Here is an 18,048-nt window from a genome sequence, read left to right as displayed (position 1 = left end):
TGTTACTGTTCAGTTTTCAAGGAACTTTTCTTTCGTACTTCACCGCGTCTCAGCGGCGACTTTTATATCTTATAATATTTTAAAACAACTTGCAAGCACTTTTTGAAATTTATTTTTTAAAATTTCGAAGGCCTACAATCTTTTTTGTGACGACAAAATATAATTTATCACATATTACGCAATATGGTCAATACTTTTTTGCAAAATAAAAAGCGCAGGAATATTGCTCCTGCACTTTATATCTTCACATCGCACTTCTTTAAGGAATAATCGATTGCCCTAGCCCACTAGCCTCGTTCTCTCTCTCCATTTCTCCAATGAGCTTATTATTCTTCTCTATAGGAGATTTTTTATGATATCGTCCAAGCACAACACTCATCACCATAATAGCAACGACAGAGTATAAAGTCTGTATGTAGTCAAATACTAAAAGCGCAGAACATACGATGCAAATATCCGTAATCATAATGGTTTTGCCTGGATTAATACCATGGCGTCTGCTAAGGAACATAGCAAGAATATTGATGCCCCCGAGTGAAGAGTTACTTCTAAAAAGAAGGATTAATCCAAAACCAATTAGCACCCCACCTATAATGGCTCCAAAAAACGAATGAATAATTGGAAAATCTAACAAAGCAGTCAGACCATCAGAAAGCAGGGAGAGTAATGTTACACTCATAAATGTTTTGAGTGTAAAACCCATTCCCAGCTGCTTTATTGACAACCAGTAAAAGGGAAAATTAATCAAGAAAAAAAGCACCCCAAAAGATAGCCCGGTAATATGATGCAGCACAATGCTTATTCCAGCTGTACCTCCCAGCACCAAATCAGAAGCAGAAAAAACTCTAATACCAAGGGCTACTAAAAAACAACCGCCTAAAATCATGAACATTTGCCTTGCAAATGACACTTGAATAGTACCCCTTCCTCCTTATATTTCTCCTCCAACCAACTATTTTTATGCATTTTTTATGCATTATATATATAAACAATAATTCTTTTTTCTCTATTGGTTACAATATACCATATTAAACAATACGTTTTCTATCTTAAAATTAAACAAAGAAAAAGGCTCAATTATCAAATTTTAAGATTCAATATTAACTTAATAATAAAAATATTATATTGATAATAAATGAATATTTATGCATAAAAGCTTTAAAGCAATAAAGAAATTGTACCTTACAAACATAAAATAACTTCTATATAATAACAAAGAAAACCTTATCGGAAAGGAGAAGGCATCATGTCAATCATTGTGTATTCTGCCCCAGGATGCAGCACCTGTGAACTTGTTAAAAATTATTTGCAAGAAAAAGGACATGCATTTGAAGTCCGTGATTTGCTTTCTAATCAGGACTACCAAAAAGAAGTCGAAGCACTGGGTATCATGGGAATTCCGGTTACCGTAGTCAACGGAAAAGCGGTAAAGGGCTTTAAGCCAGCAGAATTAGATAAACTTTTGGAAGAAGTATAGCTTTCTTTCATTCTCTTTTTGAGATAACAAAGCAGCATAAGGAAAATTGTATAGCTACACAATAATGAAGGAAGGCGACTGCACATTTGCAATCGCCTTCCTTCATTATTTACTATGTGTTTAAATCTGCAATGTTTCCTGTAGACATATACAATGACCATTCTCCAATATTGGTCGCATGATCTCCAATACGTTCAAGAGATTGAAGCACCTTGATTAACTGCACACCTTCTTTAATTAATTCCGGTTGCTTCTCCATGCTCCACTCCACGTATTCAAAACACTTGCTATAATATCCATCAATGATATCATCCATCTCGTCCAGCAGGCGTAAACGGCGAAAATCCCCGCTTTTAATGGCTTGCACACATACACTTAGCATTTCTTTTACTTTCTCAGCCATTGTAGGCATTTCAAACAAGGAGAGCTGATAAGCTTTTCCTTCCAGACGAACTACCACCTTTGCGATGGCAACCGCTAGATCCCCAATGCGCTCTAAATCAGTCACGATTTTCAAATATGAACCTATGGCCCGTAAATCGGCAGCGACGGGTGCCTGTAGTGCGATAAGACGCAAACTCATTTTAAAGATTTTCTCCGCCAATACATTTAGCTTTTCGTCACGTACGATAACTTCCCTAGCTAAATCGACATCCGCCTCTAGAAATGCTCTCCATGCTTGCAGGAAGCCCGTCTGAGCAATTGTAGCCATCTCTGCCACTTCGTTCGTTAATTGGTTCAACTGCTCTTCTTGCATTCGAGCGCTCGCCCTCCTTCCTTGGAAAATATCTTTCCATACTATAGACTACACTTTATATTTTGATATATGCATAGCAGTGTTAAAATACTGAGAATAGAAAAGACGGTATCTTTACATCATAGAACATAATCATTAATGGAAAGTTAAGACATTGTTAATCTAAAATGAAAATACATTTCTTGATTTAGGACAAAAATAAAGTAAAAAATACCCCTGATTCACTTGACAGGGTATAGTAAACTACTAATATGCGATTCCATGTTTATATACTTAAAGCAAACTTTATATCCGGAGGAAAATATGAAAACAAGAGGAAGACCTGATTTCCCCATACTTATCCTAACCCTCTTTCTTGTAGGATTTGGTATTGTAATCGTTTATAGCGCCAGTTCCGTTTTCTCCCTGGATAAGTTTGGGACTGACACATACTTCGTGAAAAGGCAGGCCTTGTGGGCCTCAATTGGCTTAGCATTTATGCTATTTACAATGAATGTTCCGTATACATTCTATAAAAAACATTTTGTCGGCATTGCATTCATTGTCTTCTTATTACTAATTGCCGTGTTGATTCCTGGCATCGGACTTTTAAGGAATGGTGCACGAAGCTGGATTAATCTTGGTTTTGCCTCATTGCAACCGGCTGAATTCGCTAAGCTGGCAATAATTATCTATCTATCCGCACTTATTACAAAGAAGGGGGATAATATCCGCGATATTAAGAAAGGGCTTGTTCCTGTCTTCGTGGTGTTAGGATTATTCTGTGGTGCCATCATGCTTCAGCCCGACTTCGGTTCCATGGTAATTCTTGTGCTAACCGCTATGGCGGTTATTGTAGCGGGAGGTGCTAACCTAAAACATCTGCTTTATGGCGGGATCCCTTTTGCCATTGTGGGCTTTTTATCTGTGGTTTTCACTCCGTATCGGTGGAATCGACTACAAAATGTAGGTGATCCGTGGGCCGACGGAATGGATGGCCTAGGGACAGGCTATCAGTTGGCACATTCCTACTTTGCACTTGCTCATGGGGGGATTACCGGGGCAGGTCTTGGCAAAAGTATTGAGAAATATCTTTATCTGCCTGAGGTGCAGACTGATTTTATCTTCTCAATTATAGGGGAAGAACTTGGTTTTCTCGGCGCCGGCTTTTTTTTGCTAGTGTATCTATTCTTCTTATGGCGCATACTTGTGATTACCCTCCGTGTGCAGGATACTTTTGCAGCACTCGTAGGTATCGGTGTTGTCAGTATGATTTTTGTCCAGGCATTTATTAATGTTGGTGGTGTTACCGGTCTTATTCCCATTACCGGTGTTCCACTACCGTTCATTAGCTATGGCGGTTCTTCTCTATTGCTTAATATGATTAGTATCGGAATTGTACTAAGTATTTCACGAGAGAACTATAAACAAACCGTTCAAAAGCTAGAAGGCCGAAGAAGGAGCCTGCAAAATGCTCCAAAAGCAGTAACACAGCGTCGGAAAGCGTAAGGAATACATATTTCCCACCCCTCTCTAGAATATTGAGAGGGGCTTTCTATGCCTTTCTGGTAACTATAGTCTTAATTTATACAAAGCAATAAAATAGAAAGAGACTCGATCCGAAGACCGAGTCTCTTTTTTAATATATAACGTGCAGTGATTACTTAATGATAGTAGCAACCGCACCGGCACCTACAGTACGTCCACCCTCACGGATAGCGAAACGAGTACCTTCTTCCATAGCGATTGGGCTGATGAGTTCAACAGTGATCTCAACGTTATCGCCAGGCATAACCATCTCAGTGCCTTCTGGCAGTTTGATGATACCAGTTACGTCTGTTGTACGGAAGTAGAATTGCGGACGGTAGTTCGCGAAGAACGGAGTATGACGTCCACCCTCTTCTTTAGACAGAACATAGATTTGAGCTGTAAAAGTTGTGTGTGGTTTTACAGAAGCCGGTTTAGCAAGAACTTGTCCGCGCTCGATATCTGTACGGTCAACACCACGCAGAAGCGCACCGATGTTATCACCAGCTTCTGCTTGGTCAAGAAGCTTACGGAACATTTCTACACCTGTAACAGTTGTAGTTTTTGGCTCTTCAGTAAGACCAATGATTTCAACTTGGTCACCAACTTTAACGACACCGCGCTCTACACGACCAGTAGCAACAGTACCACGACCAGTGATAGAGAACACGTCCTCAACAGGCATCAAGAACGGTTGGTCAACAGCACGTTCTGGAGTTGGGATGTAGTCATCAACAGCAGCCATAAGCTCAAGAATACGTTGAGCCCATTCGCCAGTTGGGTTGTCAAGAGCTTCTTTAGCAGAGCCTTTTACAACTGGGATGTCATCGCCAGGGAATTCGTACTCAGAAAGAAGGTCACGAATTTCCATTTCAACCAGTTCAAGCAATTCTTCATCGTCAACCATGTCGCATTTGTTCATGAATACAACGATGTAAGGAACGCCTACTTGGCGAGAAAGAAGGATGTGCTCACGAGTTTGTGGCATCGGACCGTCAGCAGCAGATACTACCAGGATCGCTCCGTCCATTTGAGCAGCACCAGTGATCATGTTTTTAACGTAGTCAGCATGTCCTGGGCAGTCAACGTGTGCATAGTGACGGTTCTCAGTCTCATACTCAACGTGTGCAGTAGAGATTGTGATACCGCGCTCACGCTCTTCTGGAGCAGCGTCAATGCTACCGTAATCCATAGCAGTCGCGCCACCAGTTTGAGAAAGTACAGTTGTGATAGCAGCTGTCAAAGTAGTTTTACCATGGTCAACGTGACCGATAGTACCAATGTTTACGTGCGGTTTATTCCGCTCAAATTTAGCTTTAGCCATGTGGAAAAAAGCCTCCTTAATTAAAGGTTTTAAGAAGTATAAGTATTTATAAAGAAAGGTCCAAATGCAAGAAGGATATGTACCCTCTACACATTTTAAACCTTTCTTTAATTACAATAAAGGGGTTTGCTGAAAAATTACAGACCTTTAGCTTTTTTAACGATCTCTTCAGCGATGCTCTTCGGTACTTCTTCATAGTGATCGAAGTGCATAGAGTATGTGCCGCGGCCTTGTGTACGGGAACGCAGATTTGTTGCATATCCGAACATTTCGGAAAGCGGTACAAAACCACGAACAACTTGTGCATTACCACGGGCTTCCATACCTTCGATACGTCCGCGACGGGAGTTGATGTCACCCATGATGTCGCCCATGTATTCTTCCGGTACAGTTACTTCTACTTTCATCATTGGTTCGAGAATAGCTGGATTAGCTTTCTTTCCAGCTTCTTTCAAAGCCATAGAACCAGCGATTTTAAACGCCATCTCAGAGGAGTCAACCTCATGGTAGCTACCATGAACAAGCGTTGCTTTCAGGTCAAGGATCGGATATCCGGCAAGAACACCGTTTGCCATGGACTCTTCGATACCAGCTTGAACAGCAGGGATGTATTCACGAGGAATCGCACCACCGACAATTTTGTTTTCGAACACGTAGCCGGAACCTGGTTCGCCTGGTTCGAATTCAACTACAACGTGACCGTATTGACCTTTACCACCAGATTGTTTCGCATACTTGGATTCAACTTTCGCACCCTGGCGGAAGGCTTCTTTGTATGCAACTTGTGGAGCACCAATATTCGCTTCTACTTTGAATTCACGTTTCATACGATCAACAATGATATCAAGGTGAAGCTCACCCATACCTCGAATGATCGTTTGACCTGTTTCTTCGTTAGTATGCGTTTTGAATGTTGGATCTTCCTCAGCCAATTTTGCAAGAGCCATACCCATTTTATCCTGGTCAGCTTTTGTTTTTGGCTCGATCGCGATATCGATAACCGGTTCAGGGAATTCCATAGATTCAAGAATTACAGGGTTTTTCTCATCACAAAGAGTGTCCCCTGTTGTTGTATCTTTCAAGCCTACGCCTGCAGCAATGTCCCCGGAATATACGATTTTGATCTCTTCACGGGAATTTGCATGCATTTGCAGGATACGACCGATACGCTCACGCTTGCCTTTTGTAGAGTTAAGCACGTATGAACCGGACTCAAGTGTACCTGAGTATACACGGAAGAACGTTAATTTACCTACATAAGGGTCAGTCATGATTTTGAATGCAAGCGCTGAGAATGGAGCTTCATCGCTTGATTCACGAGTTACTTGCTCATCGCTGTCTGGAACAACACCTTGGATCGCCGGTACATCAATCGGCGCTGGAAGGTAGTCGATAACAGCATCAAGCATCGGCTGAACGCCTTTATTTTTGAAGGCAGAACCACAAGTAACCGGGAAGAACTTAACGCTGATTGTCGCTTGGCGAATCGCAGCTTTCAATTCTTCAACCGATACTTCTTCGCCCTCTAGATATTTCATCATAAGTTCTTCATCAAAGTCAGCAACCGCTTCGATTAGTTGACCGCGAAGTTCTTCAGCTTGCTCGGCAAATTCAGCCGGGAAGCCTTCAGTGATTTCAATATCTGTTCCAAGGTCATTCGTATAAATGTATGTTTTCTTCTCAACAAGGTCGATGATACCACGGAAGTTGTCCTCCGCACCGATCGGTAATTGGATCGGATGCGCATTCGCTTGCAAACGCTCATGCAGCGTGCGTACAGAATAGAGGAAATCTGCACCCGTCTTGTCCATCTTATTGACGAACACGATACGTGGTACACCGTATGTCGTAGCTTGACGCCATACTGTTTCCGTTTGCGGTTCTACACCAGACTGGGCATCAAGAACACCAACAGCTCCATCAAGAACACGCAGGGAACGTTCTACTTCAACAGTGAAGTCTACGTGACCCGGTGTGTCAATAATGTTTACACGGTGACCTTTCCATTGAGCAGTCGTGGCTGCCGAAGTGATCGTAATACCACGCTCCTGCTCTTGTTCCATCCAGTCCATTTGTGAAGCACCTTCGTGCGTTTCACCAATCTTATGAACGCGGCCTGTATAAAACAGGATACGCTCAGTGGTCGTCGTTTTACCAGCATCAATGTGTGCCATGATACCAATATTACGAGTCTTGGCTAAGGGGAATTCGCGTCCCATGCAAGTACTAGCCCCTTTCTCATGTTAGAGATTTGGCAAAGCAAAGCGGATAAGTATCCGCCTTGCATCCTACCAGCGGTAGTGAGCAAACGCTTTGTTTGCTTCCGCCATTTTATGTGTGTCTTCACGCTTTTTCACGGCTGCTCCAGTGCTATTGGCAGCATCCAAGATTTCACCTGCAAGACGTTCTTCCATTGTTTTCTCACCGCGTTTGCGGGAGTACTCCACTAACCAGCGAAGTCCAAGTGTAGTACGGCGTTCCGGACGAACTTCAACCGGAACCTGGTAGTTTGCACCACCTACACGACGAGCACGAACTTCAAGAACCGGCATGATGTTTTTCATCGCTTCTTCAAACACTTCCATTGCATCACGGCCAGAACGTTGTTGAACAAGATTGAAAGCATCATACAGGATGCGCTGAGAAACTCCGCGCTTACCGTCAATCATCATACGATTGATCAGGCGAGTTACTAATTTGCTATTGTAAATCGGGTCAGGTAATACATCACGACGAGGTACTGGGCCTTTACGTGGCATTCGTTTCCCCTCCTTTGCCTTTAAGTTTTTACGTATGTCTTACATCGCTTGAAGCAGATTATGCTTTCGGCGCTTTCGGACGTTTTGTACCGTATTTAGAACGGGACTGGTTGCGGTTTTGTACACCTGCTGTATCCAGAGCACCACGTACGATTTTGTAGCGTACACCTGGTAAGTCTTTAACACGGCCTCCACGAATAAGAACAACACTATGTTCTTGCAAGTTGTGACCGATACCCGGGATATACGCTGTAACCTCAATGCCGTTTGTTAAACGTACACGAGCGTATTTACGAAGCGCGGAGTTCGGTTTTTTCGGAGTCATTGTACCTACACGAGTACATACACCACGCTTTTGTGGAGAATTCGTGTCTGTTAACTCCTTCTTCATGCTGTTGTAGCCTTTTCCGAGAGCCGGAGATTTAGATTTATAAACCTTCTTTTCGCGACCTTTGCGCACGAGCTGGTTAATTGTTGGCATGCGTCGCACCTCCTTCCAATGTTACACGTGAATTTAAGACCACAGGTCCTGGTGGTTCATTGATAGGCAAACGAAAAGTTTTTGCTCCCGGAAGCCACTTCCTGAAGAAGGGCCCCCGGGAATAAGCAAAAACGTAAGTTAAGTTGCATATTATACTTTTAAACCAACCACTGCAGCTCCTACATCGATCCCGCATGCCTTGCCGAGTCGGTGCATCGAATCAACATAGTGAACCGGCAGACCTTTATCTTGGCATAGTGAAATAACCTTACCGGTTAATCGGGCGTCCGCATCCTTGGCCACAATCACTTCGGATATTTGTCCGAGCTCAATGGCACGTGAGGTTTGCTTAGCACCAATCACAGTTGCTTTAGCCTGTTCCACTTTTTCATAAGACATTTTCATATCCTCCAAAGCAGTATTAGGCACACTCAGATATCATATCACCTTCGACAATTTGTGTCAACAAGTTTTATTCATTATTTCTCTAGTATAACATCTTCCAGTTGACTTTCTGTAAAGGCTGCTTCAGAAGCTTCCTCGGCTGGCATCAGTTCATGCTCCAGAGAAATATTGCGGTAACGGTTCATACCTGTACCTGCAGGCACCAATTTACCTATGATAACATTCTCTTTCAAGCCTAACAAGCGGTCAACTTTTCCTTTAATTGCAGCATCCGTCAGGACACGTGTTGTCTCCTGGAATGATGCCGCAGACAAGAAGGAATCTGTTTCAAGAGATGCTTTGGTAATACCCAACAGCACCGGACGGGCTACGGCAGGCTGTTTACCTTCCCACAGCGTCTTCTTATTGGCTTCTTCGAACTCGTGAATTTCTACATAAGATCCTGGAAGAAGATCGGTATCTCCGTTATCAACCACACGAACTTTGCGCAGCATCTGACGGATCATAACTTCCACGTGCTTATCGTTAATTTCTACCCCCTGCATACGGTATACTTTCTGTACTTCCTGCAGGATATAGTATTGAACGCCTCGCATACCACGAATTTTCAGCATCTCTTTCGGGTCAATAGAACCTTCAGTCAATTCCTCACCAATATCGACTCTGCTGCCGACGCTTACTTTCAGACGGGAACCGTAAGGAATTGGATATACCTTGTTCTCGGTTTCACCGCGAATCTCGACTTCACGGCGATCTTTACCCTCACGAATATCGATAACTTCCCCTTCGATCTCGGTGATAACCGCCTGGCCTTTCGGATTCCGAGCTTCAAACAGCTCCTGAATACGCGGTAGACCTTGTGTAATATCATCCCCGGCAACCCCACCAGTATGGAACGTACGCATCGTCAACTGTGTACCTGGTTCCCCGATGGATTGCGCAGCGATAATACCAACTGCTTCCCCAATATCAACTTTTTTACCTGTAGCCAAATTACGACCATAGCATTTTTTACATACGCCATGCTGCGTCCGGCAACCAATAACGGAGCGAATATTCACTTCCGTAATACCCGCGGCCATGATTTCATCGGCAATACTCTCATCGATAAGCTCATTGCGACCCACGATGATTTCACCTGTCTCTGGATGACGTACTGTCTGGAAGGAATAACGGCCGACAATACGATCATACAGATCCTCAATGATTTCTTTTCCGTCGCGCAGTGCTCCTGCCTTAACGCCTTTATCCGTACCGCAGTCTTCCTCGCGCACGATAACATCCTGCGCAACGTCAACAAGGCGGCGGGTAAGATAACCAGAGTCCGCAGTACGAAGGGCCGTATCTGCCAGACCTTTCCGCGCACCATGCGTGGAAATAAAGTATTCCAATACGGTCAGACCTTCACGGAAGTTGGATTTAATCGGAAGCTCAATAATACGTCCAGATGGATTTGCCATCAGACCGCGCATACCGGCAAGCTGGGTAATCTGCGATACGTTACCACGGGCACCGGATGTCGCCATCATGTTAATGGCGTTGAATTTATCGAGTGAAGCCATGAGCACCTTGGTTACATCATCCTTCGCTTTACTCCAGATGCTAATAACCCGGTCATAGCGCTCGTTTTCCGTAATCAAACCACGACGGTATTGCTGCAATACCTTCTGTACTTGCTCGTCAGCATTTGAAAGGATTTCTTGCTTCTCGTCCGGTGTTTTAATATCGGCAACCGCAACAGTGATACCCGCCTTGGTCGAATACTTAAAGCCATTCGCCTTAATCCGGTCAAGAATAACTGATGTTTGTGTTGTTCCAAAACGACGGAAACACTCAGAGATGATTGTACCTAGATATCCCTTCTTTACAGCTTCCTGCTCAGGAAGCTGTTCCAGGAATTCTTTTACATTCGTACCTTTTTCAAAGATAAAGAACCTATCAGGAACATTCTTCTGCAGATTTGCTTTCGTCGGCTCATTGATAAACGGCAGTTCCGGCGGGAAAATTTCATTAAAAATAAGCTTCCCAACTGTTGTCACCATCAATGGAGCCTCCGCCTGTTTCGGCGTAAAGGACGTTTTGTTCAAGCTCTTCGGCGGAATAGCAATGCGGGCATGAAGCGTAATATGTTCGTTCGCATACGCCGCAATCGCCTGATTCGGATTAGAGAACACACAGCCTTCGCCTTTGGCTGCCTTGTTCTCCATCGTCAAGTAATACGTACCAAGCACCATATCCTGCGAAGGCGTAACAACAGGCTTTCCATCTTTCGGGTTCAAGATGTTCTGCGCTGCCAGCATCAAGATGCGAGCTTCCGCTTGCGCTTCTGCTGACAGCGGAACGTGTACAGCCATCTGGTCACCGTCAAAGTCAGCATTATATGCCGTACATACGAGCGGATGCAGACGGATCGCGCGGCCTTCAACCAGCGTCGGTTCGAATGCCTGAATTCCCAGTCTATGCAGTGTAGGGGCGCGGTTTAAAAGAACTGGATGTTCTTTAATAACATCCTCTAGAACATCCCATACTTCTGGATGCACGCGCTCTACTTTGCGTTTTGCAGATTTAATATTGTGAGCCAGCCCTTTGCTGACAAGTTCTTTCATTACAAAAGGTTTAAACAGTTCCAGTGCCATCTCTTTCGGCAAACCGCATTGGTACATTTTCAAGTGTGGCCCTACAACGATAACAGAACGTCCGGAGTAGTCAACACGTTTACCAAGCAGGTTTTGACGGAAACGTCCCTGCTTACCTTTCAACATATGGCTAAGAGATTTCAATGGACGGTTCCCTGGTCCAGTAACCGGACGGCCACGACGGCCGTTGTCAATAAGAGCATCTACCGCTTCCTGCAACATGCGCTTCTCATTCTGCACGATGATATCCGGTGCCCCCAGATCCAGCAGACGCTTCAGCCGATTGTTCCGGTTAATTACACGGCGGTACAAATCATTCAGGTCGGACGTCGCAAAACGACCGCCATCCAGTTGTACCATCGGACGAAGCTCTGGTGGAATAACCGGTAGTACGTCAAGCACCATCCAATCTGGATTGTTGCCTGAATTGCGGAATGCCTCCAGTACTTCCAAGCGCTTGATCACACGGTTCCGACGTTGTCCTTGTGCTGACTTTAACTCTTCTTTTAGGTAATCGACCTCTTTATCTAGGTCAATTTCTGCAAGCAGGCGTTTAATTGCTTCCGCACCCATGGAAGCTGTAAAAGAGGCACCGTACTTCTCGCGGTAGTTACGGTATTCCTTCTCAGACAGCAGCTGTTTTTTCTCCAGCGGCGTCTCGCCCGGATCGACAACTACATACGATGCAAAATAAATAACCTCTTCCAGAGAACGCGGAGACATGTCAAGCACAAGTCCCATACGGCTTGGAATTCCTTTGAAATACCAGATGTGAGAGACCGGGGCAGCCAACTCAATGTGCCCCATGCGCTCCCGGCGTACTTTCGCGCGGGTGACTTCAACCCCACAGCGATCGCAGACTACGCCTTTATAACGAACACGCTTGTACTTTCCGCAATGACATTCCCAGTCCTTTGTCGGTCCAAAAATTTTCTCGCAGAACAAGCCTTCTTTTTCCGGCTTTAAGGTCCGGTAGTTAATGGTTTCCGGTTTCTTGACCTCACCGTAAGACCAGGAACGAATCTTATCGGGTGATGCGAGGCCAATTTTCATATACTCAAAATTATTCACATCTAACAAGGCGCATACCTCCCATTACTTCCCGGTTTCATCCTTTACTCTTCGGTGCCGCTGATGTTCAGGTGTAGCTTTTCTCCAGATGTATCATCATCTTCATCCGTATCACGCATCTCGATTTCTTGCTCATCTTCAGAGAGGATTTTCACGTCCATACCTAAACTTTGCAGCTCTTTAATCAATACTTTAAAGGATTCCGGTACACCAGGTTCCGGTACATTTTCTCCTTTAACAATAGACTCGTATGTTTTCACACGACCTACGACGTCATCCGACTTGACAGTAAGAATTTCCTGGAGCGTATAAGCCGCGCCGTATGCTTCGAGCGCCCATACCTCCATCTCCCCGAAGCGCTGACCGCCAAACTGGGCTTTACCGCCGAGCGGCTGCTGGGTAACGAGAGAGTACGGTCCTGTAGAACGGGCGTGGATTTTATCATCTACCATATGCGCCAGTTTAATCATATACATAACGCCTACGGTTACCGTACGGTCGAATGGTTCACCCGTACGTCCATCATACAGAAGCGTCTTACCTGTACGGCTTAGGCCTGCTTCTTCAAGCGTATCGAATACATCATCTTCCGTCGCCCCATCGAATACAGGGGTAGCGATATGAATGCCAAGCGACTTGGCCGCCATACCTAGATGAACTTCCAGAGCCTGACCGATGTTCATACGAGACGGTACACCGAGCGGATTCAACACAACTTGAACAGGCGTACCATCCGGCAGGAAAGGCATATCCTCTTCCGGAAGAACACGGGCAATAACACCTTTGTTACCGTGGCGTCCGGCCATCTTATCCCCTACGGAGATTTTGCGTTTTTGTGCAATATACACACGCACGAGCTGGTTTACACCCGGCGGCAATTCATCGCCATTCTCACGGGTAAAGACTTTCACATCGACAACGATACCGGAGCCACCATGTGGCACGCGCAAGGATGTATCACGTACTTCACGCGCTTTCTCACCAAAAATGGCATGCAACAGACGTTCTTCTGCAGTCAGTTCAGTTACCCCTTTTGGTGTAACTTTACCTACTAGAATATCGCCATCCTTAATCTCAGCACCAATACGGATAATTCCACGCTCGTCAAGGTTACGTAGCGCGTCTTCCCCAACGTTCGGAATATCTCGTGTAATCTCTTCCGGACCGAGTTTTGTGTCACGGGCTTCCGCTTCATATTCTTCGATATGAATCGATGTATATACATCTTCTTTTACGAGTTTTTCACTTAATAGAATGGCATCCTCGTAGTTGTAACCTTCCCAGGTCATAAATGCGACGACAACATTGCGTCCAAGAGCAAGTTCACCTTTTTCCGTCGAAGGACCATCAGCGATAATATCTCCTGGTTTCACCACGTCGCCCCGCTTGATAATCGGACGCTGGTTAATGCATGTTCCCTGATTGGAACGTTCAAATTTATGCAGCTTATATTTGTCGATATCACCCATAATCGTGCGGCCGTCTACTTCCTCTTGACGGCGTACCCAGATCTCGCGAGCAGTTACACGCTCAACAACACCCGGACGGCGCACAACCGTAGCTACCCCGGAGTCCTTGGCTGCTGTATGCTCCATACCTGTACCGATAAACGGAGCTTCTGGCACAAGCAAAGGTACAGCCTGACGCTGCATGTTCGCACCCATCAGGGCACGGTTGGCGTCATCGTTCTCCAGGAACGGAATCATTGCAGTCGCGACTGACACGACCTGTTTCGGCGATACGTCCATATAGTCAACTTTATCGCGTGGCACAGTAACGATTTCACCTTTACGGCGGCAGATAACCATCTCATTCTCGAACTGGCTGTCTTCCGTTAGAGGTGCATTAGCCTGTGCTATGTTGTATACGTCCTCTTCGTCCGCAGTCAAATATTCAATCTCCATCGTTACGCGATTCGTTTCCGGATCGATTTTGCGACGCGGCGTTTCGATAAAGCCGTATTCATTAATACGCGCATATGAGGACAAGGAGTTAATCAGACCGATGTTCGGTCCCTCCGGCGTCTCAATCGGACACATACGTCCATAGTGCGAATGGTGAACGTCGCGAACTTCAAAGCCCGCGCGCTCGCGGGTCAAGCCCCCTGGTCCGAGCGCAGACAGGCGACGTTTATGCGTAAGCTCTGCCAGCGGATTCGTTTGATCCATGAACTGGGATAATTGGGAGCTGCCAAAGAACTCTTTGATCGCCGCGATAACCGGACGAATGTTAATAAGAGCCTGTGGCGTAATTGCATTCGCATCCTGGATGGACATACGCTCGCGTACTACACGCTCCATACGGGACAAACCAATACGGAACTGGTTCTGAAGTAATTCACCTACAGAACGCAGGCGACGGTTACCCAGATGGTCGATATCATCCGTTGTGCCGATACCATGTAACAGATTAATAAAATAGTTGATAGAAGAGATAATATCAGCCGGCGTAATATGTTTAATCTTCTTGTCGATTACACCATTTGACGTAACTTTAATTACTTTTCCGTCTTCTGTCGGCGAGAAAATATTAATAGACTGCAGACGAATATCTTCTTCCAACACACCACCACGAGGTTTTACGGTTACATAACCGACGTTGTTTTCGAGGTATGGCATAATGCGATCAAGTAGACGGCGATCAAGCATTTGACCTGCTTCCGCAATAATCTCGCCTGTCTCTGTATCAATTAGCGTTTCAGCGAGACGCTGATTGAATAATCTATTCTTAATATGAAGCTTTTTATTAATCTTGTAACGTCCTACATTTGCCAGGTCATAGCGCTTCGGATCGAAGAAGCGGGAGATTAGCAAGCTTTTTGCATTCTCAACCGTTGGTGGCTCACCCGGACGTAGTCTTTCATAGATTTCAATAAGTGCTTTTTCAGTTGATTCTGTGTTGTCTTTTTCTAACGTATTTCTGATGTATTCATCTTCACCAAGCAAGCTTAGAATCTCCGCATCGGTTCCGAATCCTAACGCACGCAAAAGAACCGTAACGGGGATCTTCCTTGTACGGTCGATACGAACATAGATAATATCCTTCGCGTCGGTTTCAAGTTCAAGCCATGCGCCTCGGTTTGGAATCACAGTTGCAGCATAAGCTTGCTTACCATTCTTATCTACTTTTGTGCTGAAATAAACGCTAGGAGAACGAACAAGCTGACTGACAATAACCCTCTCAGCTCCATTGATAATGAAAGTACCCGTCTCTGTCATAAGCGGGAAATCACCCATGAATACTTCCTGTTCCTTGACTTCTCCCGTTTCCTTGTTGATGAGACGGACTTTCACCCGCAGCGGGGCAGCAAACGTTACATCTCGTTCTTTTGATTCATCGACAGAGTACTTAGGTTCTCCTAAACTATAATCAATAAATTCAAGAACAAGATTACCCGTGAAATCCTGAATCGGAGAAATATCATGGAACATCTCGCGCAGTCCCTCATCTAGGAACCACTGATACGATTTCTGTTGGATTTCAATCAGGTTAGGTAATTCCATTACCTCTTTAATCCTCGCGTAGCTGCGACGCTGGCGATGACGTCCACACTGAATTAGATGACCTGCCAACTTATTCACCTCTCAAACCGAGTTTTTGCACAAAAAAGAACAAAGTCTCCCTCTATTTTAGAGAAGACTTTATTATTAATTTGAAGAGCCGGATGGTAATATTACCCCAGTATTCCCCTGACGCAATATTCTCATACTTACTTCATAAACCTTCCTTTCTTCAGACAAAAAAAAGGTTGACATTTTATGCAATTCCCACTTACTCGTTCACATATTCAGTGGCATTAAATAACGATATCACATTCAAAATATAATGTCAACTTAAGAATTTATTGCCTGAAAGATGAAGTACCCTTTCTTTTTTGCGACTTCCCGTACTTCAGAATATAATTCTTGCAGTTTTACGAGCGCAGAAGGCGCCCCCTGCTTTTTTTGAATAACAATCCATAGACTTCCACCAGGCGCAAGAAAATTCACCGCATCTTCGAAAATACCATGAACAATTTGCTTTCCGGCTCGAATCGGTGGATTGGTCAGAATAACATCAAATTTCTGTTCAGGAGGAACAGAAGAAAATCGATCACTGACAATTGCCTCCGCATTCAAAATCCCATTCACGGCGAGATTTCGATTTGCAAGCGACACGGCCCTTTCATTTATATCCAACATCATTACACGCCCGGACGGTGTAAGCGATGCGGCGGTCATTCCAATCGGACCATACCCGCAGCCCACATCGAGAACGTTCATCCCATCTTCGATTTCCATCGTCTCGATTAAGAGCACGCTGCCGAAATCAATGCGATTTTTCGAGAAAACACCGCGATCGGTAATAAAACGAAACTCTCTGCCTCGCAAATCGAACGTAAAAGTCTGTTCCATGCTGTCGGCTCCGGGTTGATTCGTATAGTAATGTTCCATCCGCGTCACCTCATGTTAGATTAGTTGGAAATAAAAAAGTTAAAAATTAGACTCCAGTAAAAATGAAGAAAACAAAGCTTTTTTCATCATTCCAATCTCTTACTTTTCTATTTCCTTTTTTCTAAAATAAAGCCCGGCGTATCAATACGCCGGGCTTTATGGAAGTAGTTAGAAAACTACTTAAGTTCAACAGATGCGCCAGCTTCTTCAAGCTTAGCTTTGATTTGCTCGGCTTCTTCTTTAGCAACGCCTTCTTTAACGTTAGCAGGAGCGCCATCAACCATAGCTTTCGCTTCTTTCAGGCCAAGACCTGTGATTTCGCGAACAACTTTGATAACGTTGATTTTAGAAGCACCAGCGCTTGCAAGAACAACTGTGAATTCACTTTGCTCAGCTTCAGCGCCACCACCAGCAGCGCCACCCATAACTGCTACCGGAGCAGCTGCAGTTACGCCAAATTCTTCTTCGATTGCTTTAACAAGATCGTTCAGTTCAAGAACGGACATTTCTTTGATCGCTTCAATGATTTGTTCTTTACTCATTGTGTTATCCTCCTAACAAATTATTAGATTAGGCTTCTTGGCCTTCTTTTTGATCACCGACAGCTTTAACAGCAAGCGCGAAGTTGCGCATAGGTGCCTGAAGCACACTAAGCAACATAGAGAGTAGGCCTTCGCGATTCGGCAGGCTAGCAATTGCCTTCACTTCATCAACGGAAAGCACTTTGCCTTCCATTACGCCACCCTTGATTTCAAGAGCTTCGTTTGCTTTTGCGAAATCAGAGAGAACTTTTGCAGCAGCGATTTCGTCTGCGCTGCTGAATGCGATGGCTGTAGGACCAGTCAAAGCCGCATCAAGTTCGCTTAAGCCAGCTTCAGCAGTCGCACGGCGAGTCATCGTATTTTTGTATACTTTGAACTCTACGCCTGCTTCGCGGCACTTCTTACGCAGTTCAGTTACTTGAGCTACGTTCAGTCCACGATAATCAGTTACGACTGTGCCTTTGCTGTTTTGAAGCTTCTCAACGATTTCATTAACGATTTGAACTTTCTCTTCACGTACGGACATGTTTGCACCTCCTGTAGCATGAGACTTTTATAATGAAAAAAGCCCACGCAGACATGCGAAGGCTTCGGATATATCATTCAATATCTTCGTCAGCACCTCGGAAGGGTATTAAGCCAAGGTAAACCCAGGCA

At 44.7% G+C, this 18,048-nt stretch carries 14 protein-coding genes and 1 other annotated feature (1 of these 15 cut by a window edge); of the genes, 2 read left to right on the top strand and 12 right to left on the bottom strand.

The window, feature by feature from the left end; translation table 11 throughout:
* Positions 1–259 precede the first annotated feature (259 nt).
* The gene (locus HMPREF0083_RS20635) at positions 260–910 is read right to left on the bottom strand and encodes a YitT family protein (protein ID WP_040304164.1); all 651 of its coding nucleotides are present in this window, start codon (positions 908–910) and stop codon (positions 260–262) included.
* Between the two features lie 336 nt (positions 911–1,246).
* Between HMPREF0083_RS20635 and HMPREF0083_RS20630 the strand changes: the two genes are divergently transcribed.
* Positions 1,247–1,477, top strand: coding sequence for a glutaredoxin family protein (locus HMPREF0083_RS20630; protein WP_021623686.1), 231 nt, complete (start codon positions 1,247–1,249; stop codon positions 1,475–1,477).
* Positions 1,478–1,589: 112 nt separating this feature from the next.
* Here HMPREF0083_RS20630 and phoU read toward each other — a convergent pair whose 3' ends face one another.
* Entirely contained in the window at positions 1,590–2,234 is a 645-nt protein-coding gene (gene phoU, locus HMPREF0083_RS20625) for a phosphate signaling complex protein PhoU (protein WP_021623685.1), read from the bottom strand.
* 303 nt (positions 2,235–2,537) lie between these two features.
* Here phoU and ftsW point away from each other — a divergent pair, with 303 nt between their 5' ends.
* The gene (gene ftsW / locus HMPREF0083_RS20620) at positions 2,538–3,722 is read left to right on the top strand and encodes a putative lipid II flippase FtsW (protein WP_051354742.1); all 1,185 of its coding nucleotides are present in this window, start codon (positions 2,538–2,540) and stop codon (positions 3,720–3,722) included.
* A gap of 151 nt (positions 3,723–3,873) precedes the next feature.
* Here ftsW and tuf read toward each other — a convergent pair whose 3' ends face one another.
* The 10 genes from tuf to rplJ all read right to left on the bottom strand — a co-directional run bounded on the left by tuf (position 3,874) and on the right by rplJ (position 17,917).
* Positions 3,874–5,064 carry an elongation factor Tu gene (gene tuf / locus HMPREF0083_RS20615; RefSeq protein ID WP_021623683.1) on the bottom strand — a complete coding sequence of 397 codons (1,191 nt, stop codon included), beginning with the start codon at positions 5,062–5,064 and terminating at the stop codon, positions 3,874–3,876.
* Between the two features lie 137 nt (positions 5,065–5,201).
* A complete protein-coding gene (gene fusA, locus HMPREF0083_RS20610) occupies positions 5,202–7,283 on the bottom strand; it encodes an elongation factor G (RefSeq protein ID WP_021623682.1) in 2,082 nt (693 codons plus the stop codon).
* A gap of 69 nt (positions 7,284–7,352) precedes the next feature.
* A complete protein-coding gene (gene rpsG / locus HMPREF0083_RS20605) occupies positions 7,353–7,823 on the bottom strand; it encodes a 30S ribosomal protein S7 (protein ID WP_040304161.1) in 471 nt (156 codons plus the stop codon).
* A 58-nt stretch (positions 7,824–7,881) separates the two neighbouring features.
* Positions 7,882–8,304 (bottom strand): 30S ribosomal protein S12, encoded by a 423-nt coding sequence (gene rpsL, locus HMPREF0083_RS20600; RefSeq protein WP_021623680.1) that lies wholly within the window; start codon positions 8,302–8,304, stop codon positions 7,882–7,884.
* Positions 8,305–8,454: 150 nt separating this feature from the next.
* Positions 8,455–8,703, bottom strand: a complete 249-nt coding sequence (locus tag HMPREF0083_RS20595; RefSeq protein ID WP_040304159.1) for a 50S ribosomal protein L7ae-like protein — start codon at positions 8,701–8,703, stop codon at positions 8,455–8,457.
* Positions 8,704–8,783: 80 nt separating this feature from the next.
* A complete protein-coding gene (gene rpoC, locus HMPREF0083_RS20590; protein WP_040304157.1) occupies positions 8,784–12,425 on the bottom strand; it encodes a DNA-directed RNA polymerase subunit beta' in 3,642 nt (1,213 codons plus the stop codon).
* A 35-nt stretch (positions 12,426–12,460) separates the two neighbouring features.
* Positions 12,461–15,988: a DNA-directed RNA polymerase subunit beta gene (rpoB, locus tag HMPREF0083_RS20585; protein WP_040304155.1), complete on the bottom strand. Its 3,528-nt coding sequence runs from the start codon at positions 15,986–15,988 to the stop codon at positions 12,461–12,463.
* Positions 15,989–16,249: 261 nt separating this feature from the next.
* The gene (locus tag HMPREF0083_RS20580) at positions 16,250–16,849 is read right to left on the bottom strand and encodes a class I SAM-dependent methyltransferase (protein ID WP_021623676.1); all 600 of its coding nucleotides are present in this window, start codon (positions 16,847–16,849) and stop codon (positions 16,250–16,252) included.
* Positions 16,850–17,025: 176 nt separating this feature from the next.
* Positions 17,026–17,391: a 50S ribosomal protein L7/L12 gene (gene rplL / locus HMPREF0083_RS20575; protein WP_021623675.1), complete on the bottom strand. Its 366-nt coding sequence runs from the start codon at positions 17,389–17,391 to the stop codon at positions 17,026–17,028.
* 28 nt (positions 17,392–17,419) lie between these two features.
* Positions 17,420–17,917 (bottom strand): 50S ribosomal protein L10, encoded by a 498-nt coding sequence (rplJ, locus tag HMPREF0083_RS20570; RefSeq protein WP_021623674.1) that lies wholly within the window; start codon positions 17,915–17,917, stop codon positions 17,420–17,422.
* Positions 17,918–17,943: 26 nt separating this feature from the next.
* Positions 17,944–18,048: a sequence feature (ribosomal protein L10 leader region), on the bottom strand (it continues 32 nt past the right edge of the window).

This window comes from Aneurinibacillus aneurinilyticus ATCC 12856, from assembly GCF_000466385.1.
Taxonomy (GTDB): Bacteria; Bacillota; Bacilli; order Aneurinibacillales; family Aneurinibacillaceae; genus Aneurinibacillus; species Aneurinibacillus aneurinilyticus.
The sequence above is the reverse complement of the archived record's forward strand: the minus strand, read 5'-3'. Positions and strand labels throughout refer to the sequence as shown.